Origin of the sequence: Xanthomonas sp. BRIP62409 (genome assembly GCF_003992965.1) — a bacterium.
GTDB classification, from domain to species: Bacteria; Pseudomonadota; Gammaproteobacteria; order Xanthomonadales; family Xanthomonadaceae; genus Xanthomonas; species Xanthomonas euroxanthea.
This window is the reverse complement of the sequence record NZ_QEZJ01000019.1, coordinates 1-16,070: the sequence shown is the minus strand read 5'-3', so window position 1 is coordinate 16,070 and position 16,070 is coordinate 1. Positions and strand designations below refer to the sequence as shown.

18 protein-coding genes and 1 other RNA gene are annotated in these 16,070 nt (G+C 67.1%); 12 read left to right on the top strand and 7 right to left on the bottom strand.

All coding sequences use genetic code 11. The features are described from left to right. Window positions 1–201 precede the first annotated feature (201 nt). Window positions 202–990, top strand: a complete 789-nt coding sequence (locus EO170_RS08295; RefSeq protein ID WP_241239399.1) for a hypothetical protein — start codon at window positions 202–204, stop codon at window positions 988–990. 111 nt (window positions 991–1,101) lie between these two features. On the opposite strand, the gene EO170_RS08290 is transcribed toward EO170_RS08295, so the two are convergent. Next, on the bottom strand, window positions 1,102–1,437 hold the full coding sequence (locus EO170_RS08290; protein WP_126944027.1) for a zinc ribbon domain-containing protein YjdM: 336 nt from the start codon (window positions 1,435–1,437) through the stop codon (window positions 1,102–1,104). A gap of 98 nt (window positions 1,438–1,535) precedes the next feature. Between EO170_RS08290 and EO170_RS08285 the strand changes: the two genes are divergently transcribed. The 4 genes from EO170_RS08285 (at window position 1,536) to EO170_RS08270 (ending at window position 5,222) form a co-directional block, all read left to right on the top strand. Further along, a complete protein-coding gene (locus EO170_RS08285; RefSeq protein WP_080960782.1) occupies window positions 1,536–2,588 on the top strand; it encodes a cation diffusion facilitator family transporter in 1,053 nt (350 codons plus the stop codon). Between the two features lie 284 nt (window positions 2,589–2,872). After that, window positions 2,873–3,346, top strand: a complete 474-nt coding sequence (locus tag EO170_RS08280) for a peptidylprolyl isomerase (RefSeq protein WP_047130752.1) — start codon at window positions 2,873–2,875, stop codon at window positions 3,344–3,346. Between the two features lie 124 nt (window positions 3,347–3,470). Further along, window positions 3,471–4,847: an Hsp70 family protein gene (locus EO170_RS08275; protein WP_126944024.1), complete on the top strand. Its 1,377-nt coding sequence runs from the start codon at window positions 3,471–3,473 to the stop codon at window positions 4,845–4,847. Between the two features lie 189 nt (window positions 4,848–5,036). Beyond that, complete coding sequence (locus EO170_RS08270) at window positions 5,037–5,222, top strand: hypothetical protein (RefSeq protein ID WP_010366034.1); 186 nt, start codon at window positions 5,037–5,039, stop codon at window positions 5,220–5,222. 83 nt (window positions 5,223–5,305) lie between these two features. Here the strand turns inward: EO170_RS08270 and EO170_RS08265 are convergent, their stop codons facing one another. The 3 genes from EO170_RS08265 to EO170_RS08255 are packed head-to-tail and all read right to left on the bottom strand — an operon-like array spanning window position 5,306 to window position 7,322. Beyond that, complete coding sequence (locus tag EO170_RS08265) at window positions 5,306–6,190, bottom strand: DUF4097 family beta strand repeat-containing protein (protein WP_126944021.1); 885 nt, start codon at window positions 6,188–6,190, stop codon at window positions 5,306–5,308. Between the two features lie 11 nt (window positions 6,191–6,201). Beyond that, a complete protein-coding gene (locus EO170_RS08260; protein ID WP_102256801.1) occupies window positions 6,202–6,738 on the bottom strand; it encodes a hypothetical protein in 537 nt (178 codons plus the stop codon). Next, window positions 6,735–7,322, bottom strand: coding sequence for a sigma-70 family RNA polymerase sigma factor (locus tag EO170_RS08255; RefSeq protein ID WP_126944018.1), 588 nt, complete (start codon window positions 7,320–7,322; stop codon window positions 6,735–6,737). The genes EO170_RS08260 and EO170_RS08255 overlap by 4 nt, the downstream gene beginning before the upstream one ends. A gap of 132 nt (window positions 7,323–7,454) precedes the next feature. On the opposite strand from EO170_RS08255, the gene EO170_RS08250 reads away from it, so the two are divergent. The 3 genes from EO170_RS08250 to EO170_RS08240 all read left to right on the top strand — a co-directional run bounded on the left by EO170_RS08250 (window position 7,455) and on the right by EO170_RS08240 (window position 8,729). Continuing rightward, window positions 7,455–7,530: non-coding RNA, sX9 sRNA (locus EO170_RS08250), on the top strand. A 123-nt stretch (window positions 7,531–7,653) separates the two neighbouring features. Continuing rightward, complete coding sequence (locus EO170_RS08245; protein ID WP_039520183.1) at window positions 7,654–7,902, top strand: hypothetical protein; 249 nt, start codon at window positions 7,654–7,656, stop codon at window positions 7,900–7,902. Between the two features lie 233 nt (window positions 7,903–8,135). Beyond that, entirely contained in the window at window positions 8,136–8,729 is a 594-nt protein-coding gene (locus EO170_RS08240) for a mechanosensitive ion channel family protein (RefSeq protein WP_164740972.1), read from the top strand. Between the two features lie 172 nt (window positions 8,730–8,901). Here the strand turns inward: EO170_RS08240 and EO170_RS08235 are convergent, their stop codons facing one another. After that, the gene (locus EO170_RS08235) at window positions 8,902–9,168 is read right to left on the bottom strand and encodes a DksA/TraR family C4-type zinc finger protein (protein WP_115676432.1); all 267 of its coding nucleotides are present in this window, start codon (window positions 9,166–9,168) and stop codon (window positions 8,902–8,904) included. 131 nt (window positions 9,169–9,299) lie between these two features. Here EO170_RS08235 and EO170_RS08230 point away from each other — a divergent pair, with 131 nt between their 5' ends. Continuing rightward, window positions 9,300–9,554 carry a DUF2789 domain-containing protein gene (locus EO170_RS08230; RefSeq protein ID WP_115676431.1) on the top strand — a complete coding sequence of 85 codons (255 nt, stop codon included), beginning with the start codon at window positions 9,300–9,302 and terminating at the stop codon, window positions 9,552–9,554. A gap of 174 nt (window positions 9,555–9,728) precedes the next feature. Here the strand turns inward: EO170_RS08230 and EO170_RS08225 are convergent, their stop codons facing one another. Next, window positions 9,729–9,902, bottom strand: coding sequence for a DUF1328 domain-containing protein (locus EO170_RS08225; RefSeq protein ID WP_003489471.1), 174 nt, complete (start codon window positions 9,900–9,902; stop codon window positions 9,729–9,731). A gap of 175 nt (window positions 9,903–10,077) precedes the next feature. On the opposite strand from EO170_RS08225, the gene EO170_RS08220 reads away from it, so the two are divergent. The 3 genes from EO170_RS08220 to EO170_RS08210 all read left to right on the top strand — a co-directional run bounded on the left by EO170_RS08220 (window position 10,078) and on the right by EO170_RS08210 (window position 13,299). Continuing rightward, entirely contained in the window at window positions 10,078–10,605 is a 528-nt protein-coding gene (locus EO170_RS08220; protein WP_104583449.1) for a M48 family metallopeptidase, read from the top strand. Between the two features lie 186 nt (window positions 10,606–10,791). Further along, window positions 10,792–12,042 (top strand): 2OG-Fe(II) oxygenase, encoded by a 1,251-nt coding sequence (locus EO170_RS08215; protein ID WP_126944012.1) that lies wholly within the window; start codon window positions 10,792–10,794, stop codon window positions 12,040–12,042. A gap of 156 nt (window positions 12,043–12,198) precedes the next feature. Beyond that, entirely contained in the window at window positions 12,199–13,299 is a 1,101-nt protein-coding gene (locus EO170_RS08210) for a Glu/Leu/Phe/Val dehydrogenase dimerization domain-containing protein (RefSeq protein WP_126944009.1), read from the top strand. Window positions 13,300–13,375: 76 nt separating this feature from the next. On the opposite strand, the gene EO170_RS08205 is transcribed toward EO170_RS08210, so the two are convergent. Beyond that, window positions 13,376–16,070, bottom strand: a 2,695-nt coding sequence (locus EO170_RS08205; RefSeq protein ID WP_164740971.1) for a S8 family serine peptidase, incomplete at its 5' end; no start/stop codon positions are given.

Sequence of the window (16,070 nt, the reverse complement as noted above, 5' to 3'; positions counted from 1 at the left end):
GAGTTGCAAGCAGCGCGTGAGGTTGCGCGCGCACATGCTTGCAGCCCAGCATCGGCAGGCACTCGTATGCGCTGGCAGTGCCGAGCGCTGGCCGCCCGCCCGGCGCTGTTGAGCGCGCGACCCGACGCGCGTTGCTGCGATTGTCAGCGCGACCTGCCTGGCAGATGATGCGGACATCCCTCATTGCCAAGGATGTGCGTGATGCGTTTACTCACTGCGGTTCTGCTCGGCAGCACGCTATTCGGTTACGCGTCCTCCACGGCAGCGGCCGAGCCGCTGCGCCCTGCCGCACCGAACGCCGAGTGCCTGGATGCGCGCAAGGTGACGGAACTGCATCAAGCCGATCCGCGCACGCTGGCGGTGGCCGAACAAGGCGGACGGCTGTTCCGCATCAGCCTGGCGCAGGACTGCCCGCAGCTGGCCGCACAAGCCGATGCCAGCCTGCTGGCGGCGCACGGCTGGGTCTGCAACGGTGCACCGGCATACGTGAGCTCGGGCCAGCAGCGTTGCGCGGTCAGCCAGATCGCCAGCTTGAGTGCGCGCGAGTACGCCAGCGCGGCGCGGCAACGCGACAGCATTATCCCGACCCTGGACGGGGTCAGCGTGCGCGAAGCGCGCCGGCGCAATTTCGCCGGCTCGTCCAGCTACTGCTTCAACCCCAGCATGCTGCGTTCGTGGTCGGAAGACGGCCAGGGGCTGGTGGTGGAAGTGTCGCCTCGTCACCCCGGCACGCATCGCCACTACCGCGTCGAACTGATGGACAGCTGCCGCGAACTCAGCGGCGCGCCGCCGATTCGCTTCGTCTCCGGCATGGGCTTGAATGCGATCTGCGGCAATCCCGGCGACAAGGTCGATGTGCTCGACGAAATGGCACTTGCCGGCGCAGCTGCCGGATCCGGCCAGCAGGGCGACCTGAGCACCACCCGCGGCGGCCTGGCTGCGCGGATGCGCCAGAGTTGCATGGTCGCGGCGGTGTATCCGCGCGACTGAGCGTGCCGCAACGTAGGAGCGCGCTTGCGCGCGAGGGAGCATTAGCGATGACGCCCCATCGCGCGCTAGCGCGCTCCTACACACGCTACATGCGGCGCCGCCGCAACAGCCTCAGGCCTTGCGCAGGAAACAGGTCTTCAGCACCAAGCCCTTGATCTTTTCCGAATTGCCTTCGATGTGCTCGGCATCGTCTTCGACCAGGCGGATATTGCGGATCAGCGTGCCCTGCTTGAGCGGAATCGACGAACCCTTGACCTTCAGGTCCTTGATCACGGTCACCGTGTCGCCGGCCTGCAGCAGGTTGCCGTTGCTGTCGCGCACCACCGTCGTGGTCGCGGCGGATTCGCCGACGCTCCACTCGAAGCCGCAGTCTGCGCAAATCCACAGCGCGCCATCGGCATAGGTATTGTCCAGGCCACATTGCGGGCAGGCGGGAACGGGAGACATGCGATTCCTGAGAGTTGAAACGGGTGTGAATTGTAGCCTCCCTGCCGCGCGATCACGTCTCCGGCACGGCACCAGCGCGATAGTGCGGCGCTTGTCGAATGCCCTGCAGGTCGCGCGTGTCCAACCCATCGGTTCCCCAAGCCCCCGGCGCTGCGCCAGGACCCACCGAGCCCGCGGCTGGCGAACCGGGCGCGGAAAAAAAGACCGGCTCGCATCTGGTGGTCTACGTCGCGCTGGCCGGCAACCTTGCCATCGCGGTCGCAAAATTCATTGCCGCAGGGATTTCGGGCAGCTCGGCGATGCTCAGCGAAGGCGTGCACTCGCTGGTGGACACCGTCAACGAAGTCCTGCTGCTGTACGGCCTGCGCCGCGCAGCGCAGGCACCGACGCCGACCCATCCGTTCGGTTACGGGCGCGAGCTGTACTTCTGGAGTTTCATCGTTGCGCTGCTGGTGTTCGCGATGGGCGCAGGCGTGTCGCTGTACGAAGGCATCGTGCATCTGCGCAACCCCGAGCCCGCCAAGAGCCATCTGGTCGCCTACATCGTGCTCGGCGTGTCGATCGTGTTCGAAGGCATTTCCTGGGTGGTGGCGCTGCGCGAATTCCGCGCCAAGAAGGGCCGCATGGGGTATTTCCAGGCATTCCGGCAGAGCAAGGACCCCAGCACGTTCACCGTGCTGCTGGAAGACAGCGCCGCCTTGATCGGCTTGTTCATGGCGGTACTGGGCCTGGCCGGCGCGCAATTGCTGGACATGCCCGAGCTCGATGGCATCGCCTCGATCGGCATTGCCTGCGTGCTGGCCTTCACCGCATTCCTGTTGGCGCGCGAAACCAAGGGCCTGCTGATCGGCGAACCCGCGCATGCGCACGTCACCGAATCGCTGCTGCGCATTGCCGCCAGCGATCCGGACGTGCGTGCCGCCAATGGCGTATTGACCATGCAGATGGGCCCGAACCAGGTGGTCGCCGCCCTGAGCGCCGAGTTCGAGGACAGCCGCACCACCCCGCAGATCGAGGCCTGCGTCGGGCGCATCGAAGCGGCCGCCAAGCGCCAGCACCCCGAGCTCACCGCGCTGTTCATCAAGCCGCAGACACCGGAAACCTGGCACGCGCGGCGTGCCCAGATGGAACAGGGTGCCGAGAAGGAATAGCGCACTGCAGGCCGTGGATTGCGCGCGATGCGATCCGCTGCGATGCGGCCAACGGCTGCGCAGTAATGCGCATGGCGCTGCTGACATTCGAGCACCGATGCAGCGCCAGGAATGGGCCGCATCGCAGAGCTGACATCGTCACCACCAAGCTGATCCTCGCCATAACCGCCGCCGCGGCTGCGGTTGCATCGCCCGGGGCGATTGCCTACGGTAGACGGGCACCAACTCCTGGCGTCGTGAGTCAGCCGACGCATCCCACTCGATCATCAGCATGGAGGTTTCCGATGGAAATCAGCCAGGGTCGCGTTGCGACCATTCATTACACCCTTTCCGACGACAGCGGCCAGGTCCTGGACCGTTCGACGCCAGACACGCCGTTGAGCTATCTGCACGGCGCCGGCAACATCGTGCCCGGCCTGGAACAGGCGCTGGACGGCAAGCGCAGCGGCGAGACGCTCACTGCCGACGTGGTGCCCGAACAAGGCTACGGGCCGCGCCACGCGCAGCTGATCCAGCAGGTGCCGCGCGCGGCATTCCCGACCGATGTCGAGGTCGTGCCGGGCGTGCAGTTCGAGGCGCGCACGCAGCAGGGCCCGGTGCTGGTCACCGTCACCGAGGTCGGCCCGGAACAGGTCACCGTCGACGGCAACCATCCGCTGGCCGGGCAGACCCTGCACTTTGCGGTCGAAGTCGTCGACGTGCGCGAAGCCACCACCGAGGAACTGAACGAAGGCCAGGTCGCCAGCGTCGCTGCCTGACCCTGCGTGCCGCGTGCCGGCGGGCATGCGGCACGTCGCTTGCTGCGACGTCCGAACGCAGGGCGATGGGCGTCGCCGGCGGCAGAAGTAGTAAAGTGCGCGGCCCGCTCACAGGCCCGTCCGCATGAAACTCGGCATCGACTTCGGTACCAGCAATTCCGCCGCTGCGGCGATCGTCGATGGCCAGGTAGTGCCGGTGCGCTTCGGCGAGGCCCTGCAGTTCCGCACCACGGTGTATTTCCCCGACACGATGCGCGACCCGGACGATTTCAGCCTGACCCCGGCGCTGGAATACGAGGTCGAACGGCTGATCGACTCTGGCCGTCGCGACGCGGCCGCGGCCGGCCGCACGTCCAGCACCGAGAGCCTGCGCCGCGACGCGATCCGCATCGTGCGCCGCCAGTGGATGGAAGAGCAGGTGCGCGAGCCGCGCAGCTCCGCCGCCCTGCTGCAGAACGCGGTCTACGGCGACGACGCGCTGGATGCGTACTTCCTGGAAGGCGAAGGCAGCCTGGTGCAGAGCCCCAAATCGATGCTGGGCTACAACCTGCATCCGCGCGCGCGCCAGACCATCACCGGCATCGCCACGCACGTGCTGGAGCACATCCGGCTCACCGCCTCGCGCCAGTTCGACATCAATATCCGCAGCGCCACGCTGGGCCGCCCGGTGCAGTTCCGCAGTTCCATCGGCGAGGCCGGCAACGCGCAGGCGCTGGAAATCCTGCAGACCGCCGCGATCGCCGCCGGTTTCGACCAGGTGGATTTCCTCGAAGAACCTGCAGCGGCCGCGATGCACTACCACGTCAGTCACGACAGCCGCCACGACACCGTGGTGGTGGACATCGGCGGCGGCACCACCGACATCGCCCATGCCAGCGTCGGCGGCAGCGCCGCGCCGCAGGTCCACCGCGCCTGGGGCATCGCGCGCGGCGGTACCGACATCGATCTGGCGCTCAGTCTGGCCGCCTACATGCCGCTATTCGGCCGCGGCATCACCCGCGTGCCCACCCACCACTACGTGGAAGCGGCGATGGTGCAGGACATGACCCGCCAGCGCGAATTCCGCCTGCACAAGTACCAGGACGTCCCCGCCCCGTTCGACAAGCGCCTGCAGGCACTGCAGGACACCGGCAACACCGCGCGCCTGTACCGCGGCGTGGAAGCCTGCAAGATCGCGCTCAGCGAGCGCGACCGGCACCAGGCCGGGCTGGACTTCATCGAACGCGGGCTGGAGGTGGAGGTGCAGGCCAGCGCGCTGGTTGCGTCCGCGTCCAGCTTCCTGGGCGAACTGGAAGGCTTGCTTGCACAGGTCCGTGCCGACCTGGACGCGCCGCCTGCCACGCTGTTCCTCACCGGCGGCATGTCGCGTGCCGGCTATATCCGCGACACGGTGGCTGCCGTGTTCCCGGAATCGCGCCTGGTGCAGGGCGATCCGTCCTTCGGTGTGGTGCAGGGCCTGGCCTGGGCGGCAGCACGCCAGGCCCGTCCGTCGGACGGTTAAGGCAACGCGGGCGCCCATCCGTTACAATGCACGGTTGCTGCATACCGCTTAGCCGGCTTGTCAGCAAGGCACGCTTGCCGTGCCGCCGCGATTGCGCACCGAACGCGACCGCACCTCTCGACACCGCTTCCGCGCGCGCCACCCTAGCCGCACGCGGTGTCATCGCACTTCCCCGCTACAGGAGGCCACATGGCACGTCCCGCGACCAAGCAGAAATCCCAGCCCAGCATCGCTCGCAGCGAAGGCAAGTCGCAGCCGCTCAGTCGTGAGCGTATCGCTGCCGACATCGCCGCGTTCCGCAAGACCGGCGGCCGGATCGAAGTGCTCACCACCAACTTCGGCCCCGCGCGTAACGACGGCGACAAGATCGCCTAAGCGTCACCCGCAAGCCGAAGCGTTGTACCGACGTGCCACCGCAAGGTGGCACGTTCGTTTCCGGCCACAGTTGGTGCAGCCGCTCAGTTGCCGTAATCGATGCGCACCGAGCCGGAATGCGACTCGAGTTTGATGTCGCCATTGCCGGCCCCCAGCCGGGTTCTCAGGCTCTTGCCCGGGCCGTACTCCGGCCGCTCCACCTGCCCGGCCACCGAACGGATGTCGCCGCTGAACACCTCCACCTGCAGCGCTGCCGACACGTTGCGCGGCACGCCCAGACTGATCGTGCCACTGACGCTCTCTGCAGCGATGCTGCCGCCCGGCGCCAGACCGGTCACCGTCAGCGCCGTCGCGCCGGACACGCTCTCGGCGCGCAGCTGCGACACCTGCCCCGCGCCGACCCGGATCTGGCCGGAGACGGACTCGACCGACACCACCCCGCTGGCACCGGCCGGCGCATCGATCTGCCCGCTGACCGTGCCCAGGCTCAGCCTTGCGCTGGCCACCGTGCTGCGCAGCGCGCCGCTGACGGTTTCCAGTTGCGCTTCCCTGGCGCGTCCGGCTGCGACCACGTTGCCGCTGACCGACTTGAGCTGCAACCGCGCCAGATCGACCTGATCGACATCCACCGAGGCACTCACCGCCTCCACCTCCAGCAGCGCCGCGCGTGGAACCCGCAGCTCCAGTTGGGCACCCCTGCTGTTGCGGTTTTTACGCGGGTAGATCACCTCGAACTGCAGCCGGTCCGGGCTTTCATCCACCTCCAGGCGCTGCCCTTCGCCCAGGGTGCCGGTCAGCGCCACGTCGTCGCGGTCCCAGCCGCGCACGCGGATCTGCCCGGCGATGTTGTCCAGCTCCACGCGCCCGCCGCGCGTCAGCGGATGGCTCTGCTTCACGGTGGTCTGCGCTGCCGCCGGCAGTGCGCAAAACGCAAGTAGCAACAACATGGATAAATGGGCGTAACGCATGGGCATGCTCCTCAGCTTGGAAAAAAGGACGTCTCGCCCTGCGCGGCAAGACGGGTCAATTGCAGGCGCTTGGCATAGGTGCGTTGCAGCTGCGACAACAGGAATGCAGAGCGCGGACTCTGCGCGATGGCGTGGTGGATGGCTTGTGCACTCTGGTCCAGCTCGGCCAGCGCCGGGCGCAGATCGGCCGGCACCTGCTGCACAGGCACTGCATCGATGGCCTGCTGGTACTGCCCGGCCATTGCCTGCGCCTGCGCCACCAGGCCAGGGCGCGCCGACGCTGGCGCTGGCGCCTGCGTCGAGCGATCGAGCCCTGGCACGATCGCCACCACGGCCAGCGCCGCAGCAAGCGCCACACCGAACGCGGGCCAGGCCCAGGCACGCTGGCGGCGCGGCTGCAGGGCAACCACGTTGGTATGCGGCGTCAGTGCGGGCGCGATGCGCTCCCAGAGCTGTGCCGGTGGCTGACGTTGTTGCGGCAACGCACGCAGACGCGCGGACAACGCAGCGTCATCGGTTGCGTGCGGATCAAGCGGATCGTGATTCATGCAATGTCTCCCAGCCGCACGCGCAGCAGGCCGCGCGCGCGATGCAGTTGCGCCTTGGAACTGCCGACCGCCATCTGCAGTTCGTCGGCAATTTCCTGATGTTTCCAGCCTTCGATGTCGTGCAACACCAGTACCGCGCGTGCACGCGGCGGCAGCGTCTCCAGCGCGCGCTCCAGATCCATCTGGGTGGCCTGGCAGGTTGCGGCACCTGGAATGGCGGCGAGGATCTCGCCATCGGCGTCGTCCACCATCTGATCGCCCGCAACCGAGCGCGCCCGCAGCTCCATCAGGGCCGTATTGACGGCCAGCCGATGCAGCCAGGTGCCCAGCGCGCTCTGGAAGCGGAACTGCGGCAAGGCCTTCCATGCGGCAATGAAGGTCTCCTGCAGCACATCGTCGGCACGCGCCGCATTGCCGCCGCATAGCCGCCACACCACCGCGTACAGGCGCGGCGCATGACGGCGATAGATGGCCTCGTAGGCGGTGCGATCGCCGCCTGCGGCGGCACGCGCCAGCGCCGCGTCGTCGCGTCCGGCCGGACCGTCACAAGCTGAGGCATCGATGGGCATGGAGGTGTCGAGCATATCCACTTCGATGCGCCGGGCAGCGCAAAGGTTTAAACCGCGCCCAGGTTTTTTTTCGAGCACGGTTCCAGGAGCGGCGGACAAGCCTACTGCGCCGCCGCCCGGCGGGCGCGGCCGGTGCTGGGAATCGACATGGACCACTCGTACACCCCGGTTCCGAGCATGCCGTCCGCATCCGCCTGACGACTGCTCGCTCCCTTTTTTTGCCGTTCTAAACCTTTTCGCCGGCCGCCGCATCCAAGCCTGCGATGGCGCAATCCTGCGCCGCATCGTTTGCCGGGAGCACGGCCGTTGGCCGCTCCAGGCGCAGGCCCCCTGATCGGACGTCGCCATGCCGCATGTTCTCGGAATACTGCTGAGCCTGTGCTCCACCCAATGCTCGGCCCCGCTGCCGATGGATGCAGTGCAGCTCACGCTGACGCCTGCGCGCCTGCAGGCCTGCCTGCTGCACCTGCCGTCGACGCGGCTGTCATGCGTCGAGCTGAACTCACCAGCGCACTGGTTGCCGGTGCGCCGCGCCGAGCAGCTGTGGCGGCGCGTTGTCGCGTTGTCCGCGCATGGCCGCAGTTCAACGCGTTGACCGGTTGCAGCGTCATCATGAATTTCGGTCGCTGCTGTATCGCCGTGTTGGCCTCCATCAATGCGCATGGCAGCGAGCGCCCCGGCCACGTACAGCTGAGATGCGGCAATCCATCGCAGCACCCTTGAATCAAGCTCGCCGCCGCCACCGCTGAGCGCGCGTTCACCCCGCGCACCGGCTGCGCAATGACGCCCCCGTTACAATGGGCGGTCTCTGTGAACCTGCACGATCCGATGTCCGCGTCCGACGCTTTGCCCACCATGATCCGTAGCCTGCTGCCGCACTGGAATCCGCAGTGGCTGACCGTGGCAGTGCTGACGGTCCAGATCGTGCTGATCCTCACCGTTGCCGCGCTAGTTCGGTTACTGCTGCGGCAAGTGCTGCGCCGCCTGTGTACGCGCTACAGCCTGCCGGCGGAAATGATGATCGGCATCCGTCGCGTGGGCAGCTTCGTCATCTCCGTCACCGCGGTGCTGACGGTACTGAACGTGCTGGGCGTCTCCAGCGGCACCTTGTGGACCGCGTTCACCGGATTCGCGGCGGTCGGTGCCGTGGCGTTCTTCGCGGCATGGAGCGTGCTGTCCAATATCTTCTGCACCTTCCTGATCATCACCACGCGCCCGTTCCGCCTGCACGACCACATCGAACTGCTGGAAGGCGGCGACAAGCCCGGCCTGAAGGGCCGGGTGATCGACATCAACGTGATTTACACGACCCTGGAAGAAACGGGCGACCACGCCGGTAGCGTGCTGCAGGTTCCCAACAGCCTGTTCTTCCAGCGCACCACGCGGCGCTGGCGCGAGACCAGCCACTTCACCCCCAACTGAGCGTAGGCGCCAGCAGTGCCCGATAACACCTGGCCGGCGGCTTTCAGAGGTGCGGTCGACGCATCGGCCGCTGCGGCGTACCAGCGGCACAGGCCGTCACGCGCACCGGCCGCGCCCGCTTTTGCGCCTAGCCCAGTCGTCGGTTGGCCGCGCTGGAACGCCCAGACGGCAATCAACGCAGCTGGCTGTCCTTGCTGCCACGACGGTTGTAGCCGCCTTGCGCGGCCTGCTCCTGGTCGTGCGCCTGCTGACAGTTCACGCATAAATGCACCCCCGGCACCGCCTTGCGGCGTGCCTCGGGAATGGGGGCATCGCATTCTTCGCAATGCGTCAGGCTCGGGCCTTGAGGCAGCTGGCTCCGCGCGCGCTTGATCGCATCCTCGACGGTCGCATCGATCTGGTCCTGCACCGCCCCATCACCTGCCCATCCGGTCGCCATGATCGCCTCGGCTTGTCTGCTCAGAATTGGAATATGGGCATGCGCACGGGCAAATCCAAGCCACACGTGCACAGTGCGCTCAAACCAGGTGCTTTAGCATCCGCTCATCCGCACTCTTCGAGGAAGTCGCAATGGAACAACCCGTCCACCCGTTCTCCGAACTATTTTCCCAGTTGGGCCTGCCATCGGACGAAGTCAGCATTCGCGGCTTCATCGATGAACACTCGCCGCTGCCGGGCGACATGCGTCTGGAAGAGGCGCCCTTCTGGACGCCGGCACAGGCGCAGCTGTTGCGTGAAGAACGCCTCGACGATGCCGACTGGATCGTGACCATCGATCAACTCAATATTGCGCTGCATACCACTGCCGAGAACACCGGCGTCTGATCTGCGCACGCGGGCAGCGATCGCCCTGCGCTCGACCTCGCTCGCGGCCTCGCTGTCGTTATCTCGGTTCAGCAGATGGCAGGAACAAAAAAGGAGCGGCCAGTGGCCGCTCCTTCTGCTTTCCGGGTGATGCGGCCGGCCTGCAAAGCGCACGCCGCAGCCACGCCCTGCGGGTCAGGTCACCTTCTTGGCGATCGTCATGCCGAGCACGAACAGCACGATGGCGATGATGATGCCGGCCCAGAACAGGAACTTGGCAATCCCCATCGCAGCGCCTGCCATGCCGCCAAATCCGAGCGCACCGGCAATCAGTCCGATGATGGCGAAAATAATGGCCCACTTGATCATGTTTGTTGTCTCCTCATCCGGCACGGTGCCGTGTTCAGTCGTGTGCTTGCGCGGTCGTGCCGCAAAACATGCGCTGCACGCTACGCATCCGGATGTGCCGCATTCGTGAATACGCCTGACACACGACGCCACATTCGTGCATGCACCGTCGCCAGCAGCACCCGCATCGGCGATCATGCGCACTTCGCAGCAATCGATTGGCATGGACACTCTTCGCTACCTCGCCGGTTACCCGCCCGCCGTGCTGGATCAGGTACGCGAGCTGATCGCGCAGGACAAACTCGCCCTGGTGCTGGCACGCCGCTACCCGGATCGCCACACGATCCGCAGCGACCGGCAGTTGTACGACTACGTCAAGGCCATGAAGGAGCGCTACATGCGCTCCTCGCCCACCGTGCACAAGGCGCTCTACGACAACCATCTGCAGGTGGTGAAGCATGCACTGGGCACGCACACGGCGATCTCGCGCGTCCACGGCAGCCGCCTCAAGGCCAGCCGCGAGATCCGCATCGCCTCGGTCTTCCGCGACGCGCCCGAACCGTTCCTGCAGATGATCGTCGCCCACGAGCTGGCCCACCTGAAAGAAGCCGACCACAACAAGGCCTTCTACCAGCTGTGCAACCACATGCGCCCGGACTACCACCAACTGGAGTTCGACCTGCGCCTGTATCTGACCCAGCTGGCGCTGTCCACGGACGCCTGATCGCGCACCGGCAGGCGAAGGCAGCGCCGCGAGGTCGCCACCCGTCCGTGGCGGCCGGTTGCCAGGCCGGCAAGCACCATCTGCACCGATCACCGGCACTGCTGCCCTCCACCTGGCCTCGGGCGGCATCCGCGCCCGCCCGAGGTCAGATACGACAGGGGGGCTGGCCTCTCCTAGAATGCGGCCATGCAGGCACCGTCCCTCCAGCAACTCACCGATGCCGCGCAGACCGCGCAACCTGCAGCAATGACGGCGTTGGCACATGCATTGGTGCGCATGGGGCAGGCCGAGCAGGCGCTGGACTGGTACACGCGTAGTGCGGCCGCAGGCGATGCCAGCGCGCAGATCGAAGCCGGCCGCATGCTGGCCTACGGTGTCGGGTGCGAGGTGGACGTGGCCCAGGCGCTGACCCACTGGCAGCAGGCCGAACGCCAGGATGTGGCGGCAGCGCGCTATCTGTTGGCGACCCTGGCCGTCACCGACACCCCTGTGACGCTGGACGCGCAGGCAACCTCTCGCCTACAGGCCGCAGCCGCTGCCGACCATCCGCCTGCGTTGCGCGCGCTGGCCATCCAGCATGGCCGGATCGATCACCCCGCGCAGCAACGCCGCTGCGTCGCCTTGCTGGAGCGCGCGGCCGCAGCCGGCGATGCAGTGGCGGCCGCGCTGCTGGCCGAGCGCCTGCTGCGTGGCGAAGGTGTCCCGCCGCAGCCCGACGCCGCGGCCCAGCTGCTGCGGCAATTGCAACCGCTGGGCATTGCCGCGCCGCCTGCCGTGCGGGTCACGCCACCGGATCCGGGCGGCGACGATCAGCGCATCGGTTTCGCTGCCCGACACATCGCCACGCGCCGCCATGACGCGCCCATGATCGAAGAAATCTCCGGCGTGCTGTCTGCCGACGAGTGCCGCTTGCTGATGTTGCTGGCGCGGCCGCACCTGCGCGCCTCCGAGGTGGTCGACCCCGACGATGCCAGCACACGCCGCGCGCCGATCCGCACCAGCCGCGGCGCCACGCTGGACCCGATCCTCGAAGACTTTGCCGCGCGTGCGGCGCAGGCGCGCGTGGCGGCCTGCGCGCAGCTGCCGTTGACCCATGCCGAAGCGCTATCGGTGCTGTGCTACGCGCCGGGTGAGCAGTATCGTGCGCATCGCGACTATCTGCCGCCCGGCACGATCGCCGCCGACCGCCCCACTGCCGGCAATCGCCTGCGCACCGCCTGCGTCTACCTCAACGACGTCGACGCAGGTGGCGACACCCACTTCCCGGTCGCGGGCGTGCGCGTGCGTCCACGTGCCGGGTCGGTGGTGTGCTTTGACAATCTGCACGCCGATGGCCGCCCCGACCCCGACTCGCTGCACGCCGGCCTGCCGGTCAGCGCAGGGACGAAATGGCTGGGAACCCTGTGGTTTCGGCAGCGGCGCTATCGGCATTGGTGAACAGATTCATACACCAGCCCCCGCCGACGTGGTTTAAAATGTTGCAGCGCGACGTGATCGGACAGGGTCTGCAGACGTCGCGTTTTTGTTTCCCATTGCACGGGTTCCGGCCCGGCCTCAGGGAAGGCACATCACGCAGCCCCCGCGGAGCCTTCGATGCTTTTCGAAACCCTCGACACCACCGGCCACGAGCAGGTGATCTTCTGTCACAACCGCGACGCCGGCCTGAAAGCGATCATCGCCTTGCACAGCACCCGTCTCGGGCCTGCGCTGGGTGGCGTGCGCATGCGCCCCTACCCCAATAGCGAGGCGGCGCTCAACGATGCGCTGCGGCTCAGCCGCACCATGACCTACAAGAACGCGCTGGCCGGATTGAATGTGGGCGGCGGCAAGGCGGTGATCATCGGCGACCCCAGAAGCGACAAGAGCGAAGCGCTGTTTCGCGCGTTCGGCCGCTTTGTCGACACCCTGGGTGGACGCTACATCACCTCCGAGGACGTCGGCACCGACGTCAACGACATGGAACAGATCTATCTGGAGAGCGAGTACGTCACCGGCGTGCACCAGGTGCACCGCGGCTCCGGCGACCCGGCCCCGTTCACCGCCTATGGCGCGTTGCAGGCACTGATGGCCTCGCTCAATCGCAGGCTCGGCCACGAGGAAGTCGGCAAGGCCAGCATCGCGATCCAGGGCCTGGGCCATATCGGCATGGAGCTGGTGAAACTGCTCAAGGAACGCGGCGCCAAACTCTATGTGGCCGACCTGAATCCGGCGCTGGTGGACCGCGCGGTGGCCGAATACGGCGCCGAAGCGGTGAGCATCGAGGAGATCTACCAGGTGCCGGCCGATGTGTTCGCACCGTGCGCGCTGGAAGGGGCGATCAACGAAGACACACTGCTGCGGCTGAAGGCCAAGATCATCTGTGGCACCGCCAACAACCAGCTTGCCAGTGCCGCCATCGGCGAAGAACTGCACAAGCGCGGCATCCTGTATGCGCCCGATTACGTGGTCAATGCCGGCGGCGTGATGAATGTGTCGCTGGAGATCGACGGCTACAACCGCGAACGCGCGATGCGCCTGATCCGCAGCATCTATCACAACCTGGAAAAGGTGTTCGACCTGTCCACCCGCTTGGGCGTCGCACCGCAGCAGGCAGCCGACCAGATTGCCGAGGCGCGGATCGAGGCCATCAGCAAGCTCAAACTGCCGCTGGGCCGCACCGCACCGCGTTTTCTGCACAAGCTGCGCGGCGAGTGATCCACCTGCCCAGGCACGTTGCCTGGACAGGTGCACCACCGATCACACACCAACGCTCACCCATGCAACGCGCCGATCAGAAATCGGCGCTGTAGCGCAGGCTCAGCGCGCGATCGTCACCGCGCTCGCCCACCCGCTGGTCATAGCCGAAGCGCAACTGGCTCTGCTGTCCCAACGGCGCGGCCGCGGTGATGCCGAACAGCCCACCCGAGCGCGCCGGCTGCATGCCGCGCAATGGCGCCCATGCATCCACGCCGATGAAGCTGGCATCGAGCATCAGGCCTTCGCTGCTCAACGCCTGCTGCCATTCGGCATAACCGCCGAGCTGCACGCCGCGCCAGCGATAGGCCGAACGCACACCGGCCAGCACCTGGGTGCGCGAGGACGTGCTGGCATCGGCACGCAAGCCGAAGCCGTCGCCACCGCTTTCACGGAATCCTTCGCTGCGCAGGCGCACGTAATCCACGCCCAGGTAAGGCGTCAGGCTGGCGCGCGCGCCGCCCAGGCGATACCCGGTTTCCAGGTTGCCGCTGAGGTAACTGCCGCTGTAGTCGCTGAAGGCATTGCTGCGCTCTTCGCCCAGTTGCAGGCTGCGCTCGATCTGCCGGTTGACGTTGCCGAAACCCAGCTGGCCCAGCGTGTACGCCGCCCCCAGCGTGGTGCCCCAGTACAGCTGCCCCTGCACCTGCCGGTCGCGCCCGCGTGCACCGTCCAGATCGCCCAGGCTGTTGGAGCGCGTTTCGCCGAAGGCAAAACCGGTGACTGCGCCGGACGCCAGGCGCAGGTCGTTGCCCATCATCCAGCCCGAAGTGGCGAATCCCGCGGTGGTCACCCCACCCTCGCCCGGCCCGCCCAGCGCGCGCTGCCAGACGCCCAGCAGGCGCGGCTGCTGCGATACCCCATCGAAATGCGCGGCCAACGCACGCCTGCCCAGATCGATGGTGTCGAAGGTCATCGCTGCCGACTCGGCATGCGCACGGCCGGACAGACTCCGCAGCGAATCGGCGGCAGCCCTGGCATCCGGTGACTGCTGCAAGGCTGCTGCGGCGCGGATAAAGCCGCTGCTGATGCCGCCAGTGCCCTGCAGCTGCTGCGCATCCACCTGCTGGAATGCCTGCTCGACACGGATTGCCGAATCCATCGCCGCCGTGCCGGTCATGCCCAGCGTGGCGGCAACGGCGGTGGCATTCAAACTGCGCAGGGCAAGGTAGGCCGTATTGCTGTCGTAGGTCAGCGAGGCATCCAGAAAGGTCACGGCCGCGCCGCGGCTGAGCGTATCGAAGGTGCCCTGCAGCCCGCTGCTGGCCTGCAACAGCGTGTAGGTGGTGTTGTCGACCACGTAATCGCGGCGACCGAGCACCTGCAGATCGCCGGCAATCGTCGCGGTCCCGGTCACGTTCACCCGGTCGCCCACGTTCAGCGCCAGGCGACCGTCGCTGGCCTGGGTGTAGTTGCCTGCGATCGACAGCGTCGCACTGTTGACCTGCAACGTGCCGGCATTATCGACGCGTCCGCCGATCCTGCCCGCGCCGATCAACGCCGCGCCATTGGCAATGCCCACGCGCGCACTCTGCAGGCTGGCCGTCTGCAAGGTGCCCTCCAGCACCTGGGTGTCGCCGTTGAACGTATTGGCCCCACTGCTCAACACCAGCGTGCCGGTGCCGCGCTTGGTCAGGCCACCTGTGCCACTGATGTCGTTGGCCCAGGTGGAACGCAAGGTGTTGACGGTGACATCCACCGTGCCCCAATCCAAGCGCGCCGGCCCCAGCACCGCCTTGCCGACATTGAGCAGGCCGTAGCCGAAGGTCGGGTCGACACCGGCCGCGCCCAGATCGGTCGCCGTTCCCAATAGCGTCTGCCGCACCAGGTCGTTGTTGAAGTACGGAAACGCCTGCCACACCAGCGCAGCCGCACCGGACACCAGCGGTGCGGCAAACGAGGTGCCGCTGCCATAGAAATAACGGAGATTGCTGGCGGTGGCATCGGGGTCGAGGAACATCGAGGTGCCCGGCGCCACCAGGCAATAGCGCATCGCCACGCCGCAGGCATTGGAATACGACGCCAGCTGCGTGGGATTGGCGGTATCCAGTGCGCCGACGACCAACCAGCCACGTTCCAGATCGGCGGCCGGCAGCGTGCCGTTCGGGCCCACCTGGCTGGGCAGCGCGGCGGTATCGGACGGTTGCGATCTGGATTCATTACCCGACGCGAACACCACCAGCCCATCGTTGCCGATGACGAACGGCCGGTATTCCTGCGCGATCTGGTTGGTGACGGCCGGGTCGTTCCAATACAGCCCGCCCCACGAGTTGTTCATGATGCGCACGCCTGCATTGACCAGATCGGCATGCACCGGCGCCAGGCCAAGCGGACCATCGACCTGGTTGCCTTCGCCGCTGCCATCATCGTCCGGCGCTTCGTCGTTGATGATGCGGGCGGACACCAGGCCCGCGCCGCTGGCGATGCCGCCCGGCCACTGGCCCACTGCGCGCCCGGCCGCCAATTGCGCCACGACGGTGCCGTGGCCCACCACATCGCCAGCGGCGACGTTGTTCGTGCGCGGATCCACATAGATGAAGCTGTCGCTGACCCGCCCCTGCAGGGCCGGATGATTGGTATTGATGCCGGTATCGATCACGCCGATGCGATATCCCGCGCCGGTGAACCCCAATGCCTGCGCGGCGCGTGCGTTGGTCAGCGTCAAATGCGCATCGATTGCAGGTTCCGGCGTGGTCGGCGGTGCCACCACCGGCGGAGGCGGGGGCGGAGGC

Excerpts from the sequence above, each read along its gene's own strand:
- EO170_RS08295 (WP_241239399.1), top strand. The coding sequence starts at position 202 with ATGCGTTTACTCACTGCGGTTCTGCTCGGCAGCACGCTATTCGGTTAC.
- EO170_RS08290 (WP_126944027.1), bottom strand. The coding sequence starts at position 1,437 with ATGTCTCCCGTTCCCGCCTGCCCGCAATGTGGCCTGGACAATACCTAT.
- EO170_RS08285 (WP_080960782.1), top strand. The coding sequence starts at position 1,536 with ATGCCCTGCAGGTCGCGCGTGTCCAACCCATCGGTTCCCCAAGCCCCC.
- EO170_RS08280 (WP_047130752.1), top strand. The coding sequence starts at position 2,873 with ATGGAAATCAGCCAGGGTCGCGTTGCGACCATTCATTACACCCTTTCC.
- EO170_RS08275 (WP_126944024.1), top strand. The coding sequence starts at position 3,471 with ATGAAACTCGGCATCGACTTCGGTACCAGCAATTCCGCCGCTGCGGCG.
- EO170_RS08270 (WP_010366034.1), top strand. The coding sequence starts at position 5,037 with ATGGCACGTCCCGCGACCAAGCAGAAATCCCAGCCCAGCATCGCTCGC.
- EO170_RS08265 (WP_126944021.1), bottom strand. The coding sequence starts at position 6,190 with ATGCGTTACGCCCATTTATCCATGTTGTTGCTACTTGCGTTTTGCGCA.
- EO170_RS08260 (WP_102256801.1), bottom strand. The coding sequence starts at position 6,738 with ATGAATCACGATCCGCTTGATCCGCACGCAACCGATGACGCTGCGTTG.
- EO170_RS08255 (WP_126944018.1), bottom strand. The coding sequence starts at position 7,322 with ATGCTCGACACCTCCATGCCCATCGATGCCTCAGCTTGTGACGGTCCG.
- EO170_RS08245 (WP_039520183.1), top strand. The coding sequence starts at position 7,654 with ATGCCGCATGTTCTCGGAATACTGCTGAGCCTGTGCTCCACCCAATGC.
- EO170_RS08240 (WP_164740972.1), top strand. The coding sequence starts at position 8,136 with ATGTCCGCGTCCGACGCTTTGCCCACCATGATCCGTAGCCTGCTGCCG.
- EO170_RS08235 (WP_115676432.1), bottom strand. The coding sequence starts at position 9,168 with ATGGCGACCGGATGGGCAGGTGATGGGGCGGTGCAGGACCAGATCGAT.
- EO170_RS08230 (WP_115676431.1), top strand. The coding sequence starts at position 9,300 with ATGGAACAACCCGTCCACCCGTTCTCCGAACTATTTTCCCAGTTGGGC.
- EO170_RS08225 (WP_003489471.1), bottom strand. The coding sequence starts at position 9,902 with ATGATCAAGTGGGCCATTATTTTCGCCATCATCGGACTGATTGCCGGT.
- EO170_RS08220 (WP_104583449.1), top strand. The coding sequence starts at position 10,078 with ATGCGCACTTCGCAGCAATCGATTGGCATGGACACTCTTCGCTACCTC.
- EO170_RS08215 (WP_126944012.1), top strand. The coding sequence starts at position 10,792 with ATGCAGGCACCGTCCCTCCAGCAACTCACCGATGCCGCGCAGACCGCG.
- EO170_RS08210 (WP_126944009.1), top strand. The coding sequence starts at position 12,199 with ATGCTTTTCGAAACCCTCGACACCACCGGCCACGAGCAGGTGATCTTC.